Origin of the sequence: Neobacillus sp. PS2-9, from assembly GCF_030915525.1 — a bacterium.
Classification (GTDB): domain Bacteria; phylum Bacillota; class Bacilli; order Bacillales; family Cytobacillaceae; genus Neobacillus.
In genome coordinates, this window is record NZ_CP133269.1 from 1,565,200 (window position 1) to 1,580,111 (window position 14,912).

16 protein-coding genes are annotated in these 14,912 nt (G+C 38.0%); 14 read left to right on the forward strand and 2 right to left on the reverse strand.

The genetic code is table 11. The features are described from left to right. Positions 1 to 130 precede the first annotated feature (130 nt). From mltG to RCG25_RS07700, 8 genes are all read left to right on the forward strand, one after another. The gene (mltG, locus tag RCG25_RS07665; protein WP_308083076.1) at positions 131 to 1,267 is read left to right on the forward strand and encodes an endolytic transglycosylase MltG; all 1,137 of its coding nucleotides are present in this window, start codon (positions 131 to 133) and stop codon (positions 1,265 to 1,267) included. 261 nt (positions 1,268 to 1,528) lie between these two features. After that, positions 1,529 to 2,179, forward strand: coding sequence for an O-methyltransferase (locus RCG25_RS07670; RefSeq protein ID WP_308083077.1), 651 nt, complete (start codon positions 1,529 to 1,531; stop codon positions 2,177 to 2,179). Next, positions 2,176 to 3,105, forward strand: coding sequence for a peptidase U32 family protein (locus RCG25_RS07675; RefSeq protein WP_308083078.1), 930 nt, complete (start codon positions 2,176 to 2,178; stop codon positions 3,103 to 3,105). The genes RCG25_RS07670 and RCG25_RS07675 overlap by 4 nt, the downstream gene beginning before the upstream one ends. Positions 3,106 to 3,120: 15 nt before the next feature. Continuing rightward, a complete protein-coding gene (locus tag RCG25_RS07680; protein ID WP_308083079.1) occupies positions 3,121 to 4,392 on the forward strand; it encodes a peptidase U32 family protein in 1,272 nt (423 codons plus the stop codon). Between the two features lies 1 nt (position 4,393). Further along, entirely contained in the window at positions 4,394 to 5,029 is a 636-nt protein-coding gene (gene udk / locus RCG25_RS07685; protein ID WP_308083080.1) for a uridine kinase, read from the forward strand. Between the two features lie 167 nt (positions 5,030 to 5,196). Further along, entirely contained in the window at positions 5,197 to 5,673 is a 477-nt protein-coding gene (greA, locus tag RCG25_RS07690; RefSeq protein ID WP_308083081.1) for a transcription elongation factor GreA, read from the forward strand. 48 nt (positions 5,674 to 5,721) lie between these two features. Continuing rightward, positions 5,722 to 7,482, forward strand: a complete 1,761-nt coding sequence (locus RCG25_RS07695) for a peptidoglycan D,D-transpeptidase FtsI family protein (protein WP_308083082.1) — start codon at positions 5,722 to 5,724, stop codon at positions 7,480 to 7,482. 75 nt (positions 7,483 to 7,557) lie between these two features. Then, on the forward strand, positions 7,558 to 8,226 hold the full coding sequence (locus RCG25_RS07700) for a YrrS family protein (protein ID WP_308083083.1): 669 nt from the start codon (positions 7,558 to 7,560) through the stop codon (positions 8,224 to 8,226). Positions 8,227 to 8,262: 36 nt separating this feature from the next. Here RCG25_RS07700 and RCG25_RS07705 read toward each other — a convergent pair whose 3' ends face one another. Continuing rightward, on the reverse strand, positions 8,263 to 8,466 hold the full coding sequence (locus RCG25_RS07705) for a DUF2536 family protein (RefSeq protein ID WP_308083084.1): 204 nt from the start codon (positions 8,464 to 8,466) through the stop codon (positions 8,263 to 8,265). A gap of 270 nt (positions 8,467 to 8,736) precedes the next feature. Between RCG25_RS07705 and mtnN the strand changes: the two genes are divergently transcribed. The 6 genes from mtnN (at position 8,737) to RCG25_RS07735 (ending at position 12,643) form a co-directional block, all read left to right on the forward strand. Next, positions 8,737 to 9,432 (forward strand): 5'-methylthioadenosine/S-adenosylhomocysteine nucleosidase, encoded by a 696-nt coding sequence (gene mtnN / locus RCG25_RS07710; RefSeq protein WP_308083085.1) that lies wholly within the window; start codon positions 8,737 to 8,739, stop codon positions 9,430 to 9,432. Positions 9,433 to 9,442: 10 nt separating this feature from the next. Next, the gene (locus RCG25_RS07715; protein WP_308083086.1) at positions 9,443 to 10,366 is read left to right on the forward strand and encodes a PLP-dependent cysteine synthase family protein; all 924 of its coding nucleotides are present in this window, start codon (positions 9,443 to 9,445) and stop codon (positions 10,364 to 10,366) included. 1 nt (position 10,367) lies between these two features. Next, a complete protein-coding gene (locus tag RCG25_RS07720; protein WP_308083087.1) occupies positions 10,368 to 11,501 on the forward strand; it encodes a bifunctional cystathionine gamma-lyase/homocysteine desulfhydrase in 1,134 nt (377 codons plus the stop codon). Positions 11,502 to 11,634: 133 nt separating this feature from the next. Beyond that, positions 11,635 to 11,895, forward strand: coding sequence for a YrhC family protein (locus tag RCG25_RS07725; protein WP_308083088.1), 261 nt, complete (start codon positions 11,635 to 11,637; stop codon positions 11,893 to 11,895). 431 nt (positions 11,896 to 12,326) lie between these two features. Further along, positions 12,327 to 12,467 carry a YrzI family small protein gene (locus RCG25_RS07730; RefSeq protein ID WP_308083089.1) on the forward strand — a complete coding sequence of 47 codons (141 nt, stop codon included), beginning with the start codon at positions 12,327 to 12,329 and terminating at the stop codon, positions 12,465 to 12,467. 35 nt (positions 12,468 to 12,502) lie between these two features. Next, the gene (locus RCG25_RS07735; protein WP_308083090.1) at positions 12,503 to 12,643 is read left to right on the forward strand and encodes a YrzI family small protein; all 141 of its coding nucleotides are present in this window, start codon (positions 12,503 to 12,505) and stop codon (positions 12,641 to 12,643) included. A gap of 431 nt (positions 12,644 to 13,074) precedes the next feature. On the opposite strand, the gene RCG25_RS07740 is transcribed toward RCG25_RS07735, so the two are convergent. After that, the gene (locus tag RCG25_RS07740; RefSeq protein WP_308083091.1) at positions 13,075 to 14,874 is read right to left on the reverse strand and encodes a M3 family oligoendopeptidase; all 1,800 of its coding nucleotides are present in this window, start codon (positions 14,872 to 14,874) and stop codon (positions 13,075 to 13,077) included. Between the last annotated feature and the right edge of the window lie 38 nt (positions 14,875 to 14,912).

A 14,912-nucleotide genomic window follows, 5' to 3' on the forward strand; every position in this document is an offset into this window, starting at 1 on the left:
ATGAAAGAGAACCGGCCATAAAAAAGGGCTGGTTCTTTTTCTGTATTTTTTAGGATAAATTTGACAAATTAATTGATAAATTGACATTTTTCTTACGATATGCTCAAATTATTACGAAAGGGGGAAAAGAATGACAACTGATCAAAAAGACCCGAAGAAAGATTTGGTACGGGAAAAAATGCTTGAACACCACCGTGAAGCAAAAGTAGTTAGAAAAATTGTCATGGTGATCTCAATCTTATTGCTATTATTAATTGTTGTTATCGGCGGCGGAGGATATCTTTACATACAGTCAGCATTAAAGCCTGTTGACTCTGATAGTAAGAAACAAAAAACAGTTGAAATTCCAATTGGTTCATCTGTAACAGGTATTGCAGAAAAGTTAGAAGCAAATGGAATTATTAAAAATGCGAAGGTATTTAAGTATTATGTAAAGCTTAAAAACGAAGGCGGTTTTATGGCAGGGGAATACCAACTGAGTCCTTCTATGGATGTAGCTGAAATTGTCAGCCGATTAAAAACTGGAAAGGTGTTGGCAAAGGCTAGTTTTAAAATCACCATTCCAGAAGGGAAGCAGTTAACAGAAATTGCTGCAATCATGGCGAAAGCAACCAACCAAAAGGAAGCGGATGTTCTTACTAAATTAAATGATAAAGAATTTATCAAACTGTTAATGGAGAAATATCCAGATTTATTAACAGATGAAATCTTAGATTCGAAAATAAAGTATCCGCTTGAGGGATATTTATTTCCTGCTACCTATCCTTTTTATAAACCGAATCCTACCGTGGAAGAAATGGTTACGGCCATGCTGGATAAAACAAGATCGATTGTCTCTTCCTATGCGGAAGAAAGTGATAAAGCGAAGCTTTCTGTTCATAAACTACTTACAATGGCCTCGTTAGTTGAAGAGGAAGCGACTGAAAAAACAGAACGTAAAAGAATTGCTAGTGTTTTCTATAACCGTATCGAGAAGGATATGAAATTGCAAACCGATCCTACAGTATTATACGCACAAGGAAAGCACAAAGAACGAGTGTTATATGAGGATTTGGAAGTGAACTCTCCTTATAACACATACAAACATACAGGACTCCCGCCTGGACCAATCGCAAATGCTGGAAAAATGTCCATTGAAGCTGCACTCGAGCCGGAGAAAACAGACTTTTATTATTTCTTGGCTGCTGAGGATGGAAGCATATACTATTCAAAGACATTAGAAGAGCATAATAAGTTAAAAGCAAAGTATATTTCCAATAAAAAATAGTGTATTTATTTGGGGGAAGCATTAGCATTCCCCCTACTTTTGTGATAAAATAGTTCAAGTGTTTTAATACGTACTCTATAGCGTAACTCACAGTAAGGTAATTTGCGGCAGTATTGCCATAAAACGTCCTGAGTCAAATTTACTAGCTTATGACGTCCGTGCCTGTGAACGCTATTTTTTCATGTCTAAAGAAGAATAATTATAGATAAACTAAAAGTATTTTACTTTGCAATAATTGCTTTTAAAGAGAGGTGACGCAGCTTGTTAGATGCGAAGCTGCATTCATATATTGAAGATCTTATTTTAGAGCGTAATCCATTGTTAACAGAAATGGAGTTTTATGCTCGTGAACATAATGTACCTATTATGGAACTAGAAGGTATTGAAACGATGCTTCAATTACTTCGAATTCAGGGAACAAAAAAAATACTTGAAGTTGGGACAGCAATAGGATATTCCGCTATAAGAATGGCAGAAGCGCTTCCTGGTGCTCAAATTGTTACGATTGAACGGGATGACGAAAGAGCACAAGTAGCTGTCAAATTTATTGAGCGCTCAGCTTACAAAGAACGGATTACCTTAATTAAAGGTGACGCGTTAGAGGTTGAAGAACAGATAAGTGGACATGCTCCATTTGATGCCATTTTTATTGATGCAGCGAAGGGACAATATAAAAAATTTTTTGAAATGTATTCAAATTATCTTAGTTCCGATGGAATGATTATTACTGATAATGTCCTTTTTAAAGGTTTAGTAGCTGAACCAGAAATTGAATCAAAGAGGATTCGGAATCTTGTTAAAAAGATTGATGATTTTAACAAATGGTTAATGAAGCATCCAGATTATATTTCCGTTATTCTTCCTGTGGGAGACGGGGTTGCCATTAGCAAAAGAAGAGGTGAGAGCAAATGAAGAAACCAGAATTGCTTGTAACACCAATAACGGTCAACGATATTTTGCCATTAGCAAAAGCTGGTGCAGATGCGTTTGTTGTTGGTGAACAAAGATATGGATTAAGACTTGCAGGTGAATTTAATCGTGACGATGTCCAAAAGGCGATTGAACTTGCTCACAGCAAGGGGAAAAAGGTCTATGTTGCAATGAATGCTATTTTTCACAATGAAAAAATAGATGAATTGAGCGATTATATTCAATTTGTTGCAAACGTCAAAGCGGATGCCATTATTTTTGGTGATCCTGCTGTTTTAATGACTGTAAGAGAAGTGGCTCCGGAAATGAAGCTACATTGGGGAACAGAAACAACAGGAACGAACTGGTATACATGTAACTATTGGGGTAAGAAGGGTGCTAAAAGAGCTGTTCTTGCACGTGAAATCAATATGGATGCTATCGTTGAAACGAAGGAGAATGCAGAAGTAGAAATCGAAGTGCAGGTTCATGGAATGAGCTGTATGTTCCAATCCAAGCGATCACTTCTTGGTAATTATTATGAATACCAAGGGAAAGTCATGGAAATCGAAAATCGTAAAATGCAAAAAAATATGTTCTTGCACGATAAAGAGCGTGAGAACAAATACCCAATTTTTGAAGATGAAAATGGAACACATATTATGAGTCCTAATGATATCTGTATCATTGACGAACTTCAAGAAATGTTAGAAGCTGGTGTCGATTCATTTAAAATTGATGGAATCTTAAAAAGCCCAGAATATATTCTTGCGGTTACTAAAGCCTATCGTGAGGCAATTGATTTATTTGTTGAAGATCCTGATGCCTATGAGGATAAAAAGGATGAGCTGTTAGCTACATTGGAAGAGATTCAGCCTGCTAACCGTCCGTTAGACACAGGGTTCTACTTTAAAGAAACGGTATACTAAGGGAGGAGTTCATCTGTGAATACAGTTAAAGATAAGATTTCTGAAATTATCGATGGAAAACGTGTCATTGTGAAGAAGCCAGAACTCCTTGCTCCAGCTGGTAATCTCGAAAAATTAAAGATTGCCGTTCAATATGGTGCGGATGCTGTTTTTATCGGAGGACAAGAGTATGGTCTTCGTTCAAATGCTGATAACTTTACATTTGAAGAAATGAAGGAAGGCGTAGAGTTCGCGAAACGTTTCGGTGCGAAAATTTATGTTACAACAAACATTTTTGCTCACAATGAAAATATTGATGGCTTAGAGGAATACATCCTAAGTTTAAAAGAGACAGGCATTGCAGGAATAATTGTTGCCGACCCGCTTATTATTGAAACTTGTCAGCGCCTAGCACCGGAAATTGAAATTCATATAAGTACACAGCAGTCACTTTCGAACTGGAAAGCTGCACAGTTTTGGAAAGAAGCCGGAGCTGAGCGTGTCGTCTTAGCTCGTGAAGTAAGTGCGGAAGAAATCAGAGAAATGAAGGAAAAGGTCGATGTTGAGATCGAAACCTTTATTCATGGCGCCATGTGTATTGCTTATTCCGGAAGATGCACATTAAGTAACCATATGACTGCAAGGGACTCAAACCGTGGTGGTTGCTGTCAGTCCTGCCGCTGGGATTATGATCTTTACCAGTTAGAAGGAAACGACCAAGAAGCAGCTCTATTTGAAGAGGGAGATGCTCCTTTTGCAATGAGTCCAAAAGACTTAAATTTAATTCAAGCGATCCCACAGATGATTGAACTTGGAATCGACAGCTTGAAAATCGAAGGTCGTATGAAATCCATTCACTACATTGCGACAGTAGTTAGTGTGTATCGAAAAGTGATTGATGCGTATTGCGCGGACCCTGAGAACTTTGTTATTCAGAGAGAATGGCTTGAAGAATTGGACAAATGTGCTAACCGTGAAACAGCTCCTGCGTTTTTTGAAGGTGTTCCAGGGTATAAAGAGCAAATGTTTGGTAATCATAGCAAGAAGACAAAGTTTGAGTTTGTCGGTCTTGTGTTGGATTATAATCCAGAAACACAAATCGTTACATTACAACAAAGAAATCATTTTAAACCGGGCGAAGAAGTAGAGTTCTTCGGACCAGAAATTCAAAACTTTACTCATGTGATTGATAAAATTTGGGATGAAAAAGGTAATGAACTGGATGCAGCTAGACATCCGCTTCAAATTGTACAATTTAAATTGGACAAACCGGTATACCCTAACAACATGATGCGAAAGGAGAACTAGCATGACGCGCAAGCCAGTTGTTATTGGTGTAACCGGCGGCTCCGGCTCCGGAAAAACCAGTGTAACAAAATCCATTTATGAAAGTTTAAAAGATCATTCCATATTAGTTCTTGAACAGGATTATTATTATAAAGATCAAAGCGAACTACCATTTGAAGAACGATTAAAAACTAACTATGATCACCCACTTGCTTTTGATAATGACTTACTTATTGAACATATTGAACAGCTGCTAAGGTATGAACAGATTGAAAAACCAGTATATGATTATTCCATTCATACCCGTTCAGATAAAGTTATTCCTGTTGAGCCAAAGGATGTAATCATTTTAGAGGGAATCCTTGTACTTGAGGATGAACGTCTTCGGGATTTAATGGATATCAAACTATATGTTGACACTGATGCGGATTTACGAATAATCCGCCGACTTACTCGTGATATAAGTGAGCGTGGACGTACGTTTGATTCAGTTATCGAGCAATATTTAAATGTGGTTCGTCCTATGCATAATCAATTTATTGAGCCAACTAAGCGTTATGCAGATGTCATTATACCAGAAGGCGGACATAACCATGTTGCCATCGATATAATGGTCACAAAAATTCAAACAATTCTTGAACAAAAGTCAATTTTATGAAACAATAGCAAAAGAACTATCTAAAAATCCGTTTGGATAAATATCTTTTATGCGCGCCCTTATTAAAAGGACGCGCTGCTATGTATTATGCCGATTGGCATAATATCTACATATATTACATACACAATTCTATTGGGGGATTGTGAAGACTAGAAGGAGTGAGGGTTTTGGCTACAGAGAAAGTATTTCCAATGACACAAGCAGGTAAAGATAAGCTTGTACAAGAAGTTGAGTTTTTAAAATCAGTGAAGCGTAAAGAAGTGGTAGAAAGAATTAAAATCGCAAGAAGCTTCGGAGATCTATCTGAAAACTCTGAGTATGATTCTGCGAAAGAAGAGCAAGCCTTTGTAGAAGGTAGAATTACGACCTTAGAAAATATGATTCGCAATGCAAAGATTATCGCTGAAGTTGAAAATGCAAGCGACTCTGTTACATTAGGAAGCTCCGTTACCTTTGTTGAACTTCCTGATGGTGAAGAAGAAACATATACAATTGTTGGTAGTGCTGAAGCCGATCCGTTCGAAGGAAAGATTTCTAACGATTCTCCAATTGCAAAAAGCCTATTAGGCAAGAAGGTGGGAGAACAGGTTTCTGTTCAAACTCCTGGCGGCGAAATGAGTGTACGTATCGTTTCTATTAAATAATGTTTGAAATAAGAAAACCTCGTCAAAACTTTTGACGAGGTGTTTTTTATGTGGAGAAAACGAGCCATTGGCTGGCTGGTCATTTGTATAACAGGATTAGTACTTCTCTTAGTACGTTTAATGCAAATTCAACTAATTGAGACAGAAACCTTTTCAAAGCACAATGTGAACTTGCTTGAGGAAAGTGTGAATCAACGAACACAGGAATTAGTGATTGATAATGGCAGGGGAAATTTTCTTGATCGAAATGGAACGATGCTTACACATAAAAAAGTGTCCGTGCTCGTTTTATTTCCATTTCTAAAAAAGACAGATTGGGATATCGAAAAGGTTTCGACCATTTCAGGAATATCAGTTAACTCACTTAAATTTGCAGTAGATGCTGCAAAAAAACCATTTGCTTTCGGAGACCCAGAGCCCATTGAATTAACAACCTCACAGATGAAAAGAATTAATCAATTAAAAATACCCGGTGTATTTGCCATTGAGAAAAAATTTGAACGTTCTTCCATTCCAGCTGAGCAACTGATTGGGCTAACAGGTGAGAATGCAAAGGAATTAAAAGAACGTTATCCAAGTAAAGAGCTATCGGAAAAGACGCTGCTGGGCGTATCTGGCCTTGAAGAAAGCTTTGATGAATTCCTGCTCCCAGAGGGTAAGTCAAAGCTTGTTTACCATGTTGATGGTGGGGGAGCCCCGCTTTTTGGAATAAATGTAAAATATGTGGACCCTGCTAACCCGTTTTATCCTGTTAATATTCGGACTACGATTGATAAAGACCTGCAGCAAAAGGCCGAGGATTTAGCTGATCAGTATCAGATTAAAAAGGGGGGACTCGTTCTCCTTAATATTGAGGATAATAGTGTGTTAGCTATGGTTTCACGTCCGGCTATCAATAAAAAAGACCCCTATAATGGAGCAGGAATTACGAATTTGATGGTAAAACAGCAGATTATGGGATCCGTTTTTAAGACGGTGGTTGCTGCAGCTGCTATGGATCATAACTTAGATGACCCAACCCGGCTTTTTGATTGCAGTAAAAAGATTAATGGAAGACCAGAATCAAAATATAATTATGGAATGTTGAACTTTACAAATAGTTTTGCAAGAAGCTGTAATCGGACGTTCGGGGAACTGGCAAAGGAATTGCAGAAGACGGATCCGCATTTACTCGAGGATTATGCAGATAAATTATCTCTAACTGGTTCGGTGGGCTGGCAAGGTGAAGTGTATCATACCAGTGACTTCAAGCAGCTAGGTGATGAAGATAAAGGGAGGGTGTTTTTGTCTGATGAGGCAAGAAAGGATCCTAATTTTATTGCTATGTCAGGTATCGGGCAGCACGAGGTTCGAGCTACCCCATTAGCTGTCGCTAACATGATGGCCACCATTGCAAGGGGTGGTAAAAAGGAAATGGTAAGAGCAGTTTCAAAAATAGAATATAAAAATGGAACAACGATGGTAGATTTCCCAGAGGAAAGCTTAAACGGGGATTCTATCTCACCTTATACAGCCATGAAACTGCAAAAATTGCTACGTGAAGTAATTACTAATGCAAATGGGACTGGAAGATGGTTTAAAGATCTTCCGTATGAAGTAGCTGGTAAATCAGGTACCGCTGAAACGGGTAAATTTAAAGACGGGAAGCAATTGCATAATAAATGGTTTGCTGGTTATTTTCCATTTCAATCGCCCAAATATGCGTTAGTAGCAGTCAATTTGGATGTAATAGATTCGGAAGGCGGGATAAATTTATTGTTCGCGGATATGGTGAAAGCACTCTATGAAAAAGATACAGAAAAAGAGTAGTGCGACTATTATCCCTTCATGTTCTGTTAAAATCATGTTAGAATATTGAGAGCCTTTATTTTAGGAGGAAAAAGTATGACTAATGATTTTAATTCTAACTCGCGGTCTGGATACCGATCGAAAAGAAAAAAAACGAACCTCGTCTTAAATAGTTTAATCATCATTGTACTCTTACTAATATTATTTGTGGCATACAATATTTTTGCTTCAGGAAATGATCATGCAGCACCTAAGAAAGAAAGCACAAAAACAGAGCAAAAAGAATCTCAACATACAGAGAAGCAAGCAGATAAAAAAGAGAACACTAAGGCAGACGATGAGAGCTCATCTGATCAAGTATCTGAAGAAGAACAGCAAAGTGAGGAAGCTTCAACAACTGAAAAGGCAGATGAATCACAGGAAGTGGTCACTGACGGCGGAAGTTCTTCTAATGTACTAAAAACGATTGAAAATCCAAGTTGGAAGCCTGTAGGAACAACCCAATCTGGTGAACATACCGCTGTATACGATACAAATTCAGCCGATTGGCAGGAAATGCTGGAGGCTGTATCTTATGCCACTGGATTAGATGGCAGCAACATGACGGTATATTGGCTGGGAAGAGATAAATCCACACAAAATGGCTCGTTTGCTACCGTTGCATCAAAAGATAAGCAGCAAAAATACAATGTGTATCTTCAGTGGGTGGACGGTGAAGGTTGGATGCCTACACGAGTTGAGGAATTAGCTGAAATTGTTAAATAATAAATGATGACGAGGATGACTTAGAGTCAGCCTCGTTTATTTTTTCTTAAAATGTACCACTGCTGTGAAATAGGTTTGTCCATTTTCGTTCATATGCATTTGATGTGATACGGAGTGGACTCCAAGCATAATTGCTCGGTTTTCATCAATTTGTGACTCAATTTTTTTCTGCAGAGTTTTAAGGTTAGTTGCTTCGAAAAACTCCACTTTATCTTCGATTAAATCAAATTGGAAATTCATAAAATCAATCCTTTCATTTCTATTTTAGTTATTTATTTATCAGCTAGCAATGATTGTTGAATAAAAGTGAGGACTATGATAACATCTTTTTGAACCAATTCATAGTATGCTTATAGGATTAATATGAAGTTTCCGAGAGTGTGAGAATACAGGCTTACTATGGCAAGCATCTTTAAAAAGATGGTAGAATAGTGTTTGCGGATACGATGCTTAAAACAGAGGAAGATTATAAGCAGTAAAGCGTTAAAACACGATGAAAGAGGTCAAATTATGAAAATCGCTATAATTGGAGCAATGGAAGAGGAAGTAACATTATTAAGGGATCATATCGAAGATAAAACACAAGAAACCGTAGCTGGCTGTGAATTTACATTTGGAACCATGTACGGTGTAGATGTCATTCTGCTCCGTTCAGGAATTGGCAAGGTAAATGCAGCAATGTCAACAACCATCTTACTTGAAAAATATAAGCCTGATTATATTATAAACACTGGTTCGGCTGGTGGGTTCAACCCGGCTCTTAATGTTGGTGATGCAGTCATTTCAACTGAAGTTCGTCATCATGATGTAGATGTAACAGCTTTTGGATATGAATACGGGCAGGTTCCACAGCTTCCAGCTGCTTTTTCAGCAGATGAGAAGTTAATTGCAATCGCTGAAAAAGCATCAAAGGAACTGGAAAAGTTTCAGATTGTCAAAGGCCTAATTGTTACTGGTGACTCCTTTATGGAAGACCCTGCAAGAGTCGAATTTGTTCGTTCGAAATTTAATGATTTACAAGCAGTTGAAATGGAGGCAGCGGCGATTGCGCAAGTTGCCCATCGGTTTGGAGTTCCTTTCGTTATCATTCGTTCTCTTTCTGATATTGCTGGTAAAGAATCAGAAGTATCTTTTGATCAATTTATTGATAAAGCGGCAACTAATTCTGCTACGTTGGTTATGAATATGGTGGCAGCGTTAAAATAGGAGTGGGGAAATGAAGGTCTATAAAAATGTTCATGAATTAATTGGGCATACACCAATGGTGGAAATCACTCAATTTCATTTGCCCGACGGTGTTCGTATCTTTGCAAAACTTGAATTTATGAATCCTGGGGGTAGTGTCAAAGACCGACTTGGAATGGAACTGCTGGATGAGGCATTTTCTAGTGGAAAGCTGTGTAAAGACGGAACAGTCATAGAGCCAACCGCTGGAAATACGGGGATCGGATTAGCTCTAGCAGCCATAAACAAAGGTATACAGGTTATTTTATGTGTTCCTGAAAAGTTTAGTACAGAAAAGCAGGAATTAATGAAAGCACTTGGGGCGAAAATTGTTCATACCCCTACGGAAAAGGGAATGAAGGGAGCAATTGCAAAGGCAAAGGAACTTGTTAACGAGATTCCAGGAGCCTATTGCCCTCAGCAATTCGGAAACCCTGCAAATCCAGAAACGTACTATAAAACACTTGGTCCAGAAATTTGGGAGCAGCTTGAAGGACAATTACATGTGTTTGTCGCTGGTGCGGGTACAGGTGGAACATTCATGGGTACTGCCCGTTACTTAAAAGAACAGAGCGAGAAAGTAAAAACAGTCATTGTAGAACCTGAGGGTTCCATTTTAAACGGTGGTGAATCAGGTCCACATAAAACAGAAGGTATTGGAATGGAATTCTTGCCGGAATATATGGATGCAAGTTACTTTGATGCCATTTATACCGTGTTGGATGAACATGCTTTTAGTCTCGTTAAAGAAATAGCAGTGAAAGAAGGCCTTCTTGTCGGTAGTTCGTCAGGTGCTGCATTTCACGCTGCACTAAAAGAAGCCCAAATATCTCCACCTGGTACCAATATCGTCGTTATTTTTCCAGACGGTAGCGAACGATATTTAAGCAAAAAGATTTTTGAAGGAGGTATTTAGAATGAAAAGGAAAACACAATTGATTCATGGAGGAATTAGCCAAGATCCAGCAACAGGAGCGGTGTCCTTTCCCATTTACCAAGTTAGTACGTATAAGCAGGAAGGGGTAGGAGGTCATAAGGGATTTGAATATTCCAGGACTGGAAACCCTACAAGGAATGCACTTGAAGTGTTAATTAAAGATATTGAAGGCGGTACGGCAGGTTTTGCTTTTGGTTCAGGTATGGCGGCAATCACTGCGGTTATCATGTTATTTAATAGCGGCGATCACGTCATTCTTACTGATGATGTCTATGGTGGAACATTCCGCGTGATGACAAAGGTATTAAACCGATTTGGAATCGATTCTACTTTTGTTGATACTAGTGATTTAGACAATATTAAGAGTGAAATCAGACCGAATACAAAGGCGGTTTATTTAGAAACACCAACAAACCCATTACTAAAAATTACGGATATTGAAGCAGTTGCTAAGCTTGCAAAAGAACATCAGCTATTGACCATTGTAGATAATACCTTCTCCACACCATATTGGCAAAATCCAATAGAGCTAGGAGCTGACATTGTCCTGCACAGTGCGACAAAATACATTGGTGGACATAGTGATGTGGTGGCTGGTCTAGTGGTTGTGAATAGTGATAAATTGGCTGAAGATCTTCATTTTGTTCAAAATTCTACGGGCGGTGTTTTAGGACCACAGGATTCTTGGTTATTAATCCGTGGTATCAAAACTTTAGGGATCCGTATGGAAGAAACGGAAACGAATACTGCTGAGATTGTGAAGTTTTTACAATCACATCCAAAGGTAAAAAAGGTATTTTACCCTGGGATTGAATCACATCCAAATCATGAGATTGCTAAAAAACAAGCAAGAGGTTTTGGCGGAATGGTCTCTTTTGATGTAGGAAGTGCTGAAAATGCAGATCAATTATTAAGTAAAATTAAATACTTTACTTTGGCAGAAAGTCTTGGTGCGGTCGAAAGCTTAATATCTGTACCAGCCCGAATGACACATGCCTCTATACCGGCAGAGCGTCGTGCTGATTTAGGTATTACCGATGGATTAGTCCGTATATCAGTTGGACTAGAAGATGTTGAGGACCTCATTGATGATTTAACACAAGCATTAGAATAATTGATATTATCCAGGCACTAGGTGAATTCACCTGGTGCCTGAGCTTTTCTTTTACTAATATTTACATCCTCTTTCATATTAAGTTTTATGTTAAAGTAGGTTAGTAGATTAAAAGAAAAGCAGGTGATAAGTAGTGAAGCAACAAGCGAGAAGACTTTATGAAAAAATGATTGATTTTAAACGGTTTGCCACGATCTTATTGGCTGTTGGTGTATTTTTCTATTTAGGTGTAATTATTCCATCCGATACGAAAAGCGAGATGGATGTTAACATAATGGTTCTATCCTCAATGTCTTTCCTAGCTTTATCTATTTTGTTTTTTATTCAATCCAAACAATGCCAAATGAAGCTGTCAGAGACAGAAGAAGGGCAGGATTATTTAATGAAAAAATAAGCGTTTCCCATTTGCGGGCGCTTATTTTTTTTTATCTGAAAAAGGGCATTTTAATTAATTTAAAAAAATTTACTGGTAAAAGGTTTACAAATGGCAGGTGTGTGGATATAATTACCGTAGAAAGTAAAAAATTCCAAAAGGAGGTCGAAGAAAATGAATTTAATTGTAGCCTGCACACAAACAGCATATTTGAATATCACGCATTCGACCAGACTGGAATGGATTGCTTAAGTAATTAAGTGACATTACATATCCATGCCGCAGGGAGAATGACGCCTTGCGGTATTTTTGTGCCTAAAAATCCATGCCGCAAGGGATAACTTCTTGCGGCCTTTTTGTGCCCTTTTTATTCGCCAGATGGATATGTTATGCATAGATTGAAAATGTTGTTAGAACAAGAAAGAAATAAGTCTTTAAAGGAGGTGTGATACATGACCCTGAATATATTATTTTTCTCCATCACAATAAAAAAGCGGAAAATGGATCTTGAAAAAGCAGCTCAACAGGAGATGGTTGAGAAACTTTATGATCAAAACAAAGATCGCCAAATTTCCATGCATCATTTCATGTAATCAATACACATGCACTAAAAAGGAAGTGAAAAGAAATGACCCTCAATATTTTATTTTTAACCATAACTATTAACAAACGGCGAATGAGCCTCGAAGAAGCTGCTCATCAAGAAATGGTTGATAAACTTTATGAGAAAAACAGAGATCGTCAGGTTTCCATGCACCGTTTAATGTAATAGGTAAGTAAAAACAAAAATAGAGAAAGGTGGTTGTTAATATGTTGTTTTTTCTAATGCAAGGTCGAGGAAATAGTTTCTGGGGTATGAAAGATACCACCTAGCCACTGTGAAAGAATGTAAATAGGAGGTAACCAATATGCCGCTTCATATTTTGTTATTATCATTACTCTTTAAATCAAAGAAAAAAGAATCATAATCCTTCAAAGGTTTGTTAACAGAATGTTCATATTTCCTGAAGTTAGATACTGTGAAAATGTGTTAAATTCAAAGTAGAAAATAGCAGTCTCTAACTAAGGGGTGGGGAATATGTTTTTGGTTGTGATGGCATTCGTCATTACTGGGGCGATTGGTTGTGTAATTTCAGCCGAACTAAGTGTTGCAGCATAATATTAAAAAGCATCGGCCAAAAGTTTCGGCCGATGCTTTTCTTATTTCATGTCAGTTAATTTAAGGAATTCATCAATGTCATCCAGACAAATATGAACAGCTTTTTCCCAGAATGCTTTTTTTGTTAGATCTACCTGTAGATGTTTTTGTGCTAAATCTTCAACGGACATGGAAGCCGTATCTCTTAACAAAGCAATGTATTTTTCTTCATAGCCTTTGCCTTCCTCGAGTGCCAGCGCATAGATACCTAATGAGAAAAGATAACCAAACGTATATGGGAAGTTATAAAATGGTACACCAGTTATAAAGAAGTGAAGCTTAGAGGCCCAGAATAATGGATGATATTCTTCTAAGGCATCACAATAGGCTTCTTTTTGTGCAGCAAGCATCAGTTCATTCAGACGTTCTGCATTTACAGGTCCTTGCTTTCTTTCTTCATAAAAACTTGTTTCAAATAAGAAGCGTGCATGTATATTCATTAAAAGGGCAACGGTTCTTTGGATCTTATCGTCAAGAAGAACTAGTTTTTCTTCTTCATCTTTTGCATTTTTAACTGCTGCATCTGCAACAATCATTTCAGCGAAGGTAGAGGCCGTTTCTGCCACGTTCATGGCATAATTACGGTTGAGATGGTGAACCCCCTTCATCGCAAATGTGTGGAAACCATGACCAAGCTCATGTGCCAGAGTTGAAACGTTTGATGGTGTTCCAGAGTAAGTCATAAAGATTCGAGATTGGTCGCTTTCAGGAAAGAAAGTACAGAAGCCACCAGGTGCCTTACCAGGTCGATCTTCTCCTTCAATCCATTGCTCTTCAAAGGCTTTACGGGCAAACGAAGCCATTTTTTCACCGAATATAGCAAAATTTTGTTCGATAAACTCGGCTCCTTCTTGATAGGAAACCTTTGATTCTGTTTTGCCAAACGGAGCATCTAAATCATACCAACTTAATTTATTTACCCCAAGGAGTGCTGCTTTTCGCTCTAAATACGTAACAAGCTTTTGTTTATTTTCGGATATGACTGCCCACATCGTTTCAAGCGTCTCTTTTTCCATACGATTAATGCTAAGAGGTTCTTTTAATACATCTTCCCAGCCTCTTTTTTGATACACACTAAGACGGAAACCGGATAAGTGATTTAGGGTTTTGGCAAGAAAGTCAGCCTGTTCACCCCATGCATTCTCCCAATTTCTGAAAGTATTTTCTCGTACGTTTCGGTCGGGGCTTGAGAACTTATTAAATGCCTGACCGACAGATAGGAGCTTTTCCTCGCCGTTTTCTTGTATTGGTACTTTTATTTTCCCCACAATTAAATCGTACAATTGCCCCCAACTATGATAGCCATCTACACCAAGTGCGCTGATTAATGCTTCTTCTTCTTTAGAAAGCTTCTCTTTTGCTCGATTACGTCTTTCTGTTAAAACAAAGGAAAGGACCTGTAACTGTTCATCCTTTAATAACTCTGTCCAAATTCCATCATTAAATGAAGATAATAGGCTGTCAAAGGTACTAAGAGCCGTTTGGAAGGCCGCGCTTAAACTGGTAACCTTTGAATCAAGTGTATAGGCCTTTTTATCGTCGGTGTTTTGTGCCTGCAAGCAACTAACAAATGCCCCTGCTTGACGAAGTTTTTTGGCAGCATGCTCAAAATCCTCAAGTAATTCTTTTAAATATGTTTGATCCTCTTGTGAATTGAGCGGAGTCCAGTTGTTTACTTTTGTTTGGAAACTATCTATTAAGGTTGCTGTAAGATTTAAATGGTTTGCGAATTCTAATGAATCGCTTCCGCCCTGAAAGAACACATCAAGGTTCCAAACATCCGAATATGTAATCGCTGTCATTCTTTGTACCCCTCCTTAAAAGATGAACCACAATCATG

Excerpts from the sequence above, each read along its gene's own strand:
- RCG25_RS07700 (WP_308083083.1), top strand. The coding sequence starts at position 7,558 with ATGACTAATGATTTTAATTCTAACTCGCGGTCTGGATACCGATCGAAA.
- RCG25_RS07675 (WP_308083078.1), top strand. The coding sequence starts at position 2,176 with ATGAAGAAACCAGAATTGCTTGTAACACCAATAACGGTCAACGATATT.
- RCG25_RS07715 (WP_308083086.1), top strand. The coding sequence starts at position 9,443 with ATGAAGGTCTATAAAAATGTTCATGAATTAATTGGGCATACACCAATG.
- RCG25_RS07705 (WP_308083084.1), bottom strand. The coding sequence starts at position 8,466 with ATGAATTTCCAATTTGATTTAATCGAAGATAAAGTGGAGTTTTTCGAA.
- mltG (WP_308083076.1), top strand. The coding sequence starts at position 131 with ATGACAACTGATCAAAAAGACCCGAAGAAAGATTTGGTACGGGAAAAA.
- udk (WP_308083080.1), top strand. The coding sequence starts at position 4,394 with ATGACGCGCAAGCCAGTTGTTATTGGTGTAACCGGCGGCTCCGGCTCC.
- mtnN (WP_308083085.1), top strand. The coding sequence starts at position 8,737 with ATGAAAATCGCTATAATTGGAGCAATGGAAGAGGAAGTAACATTATTA.
- RCG25_RS07740 (WP_308083091.1), bottom strand. The coding sequence starts at position 14,874 with ATGACAGCGATTACATATTCGGATGTTTGGAACCTTGATGTGTTCTTT.
- RCG25_RS07735 (WP_308083090.1), top strand. The coding sequence starts at position 12,503 with ATGACCCTCAATATTTTATTTTTAACCATAACTATTAACAAACGGCGA.
- RCG25_RS07720 (WP_308083087.1), top strand. The coding sequence starts at position 10,368 with ATGAAAAGGAAAACACAATTGATTCATGGAGGAATTAGCCAAGATCCA.
- RCG25_RS07730 (WP_308083089.1), top strand. The coding sequence starts at position 12,327 with ATGACCCTGAATATATTATTTTTCTCCATCACAATAAAAAAGCGGAAA.
- RCG25_RS07695 (WP_308083082.1), top strand. The coding sequence starts at position 5,722 with ATGTGGAGAAAACGAGCCATTGGCTGGCTGGTCATTTGTATAACAGGA.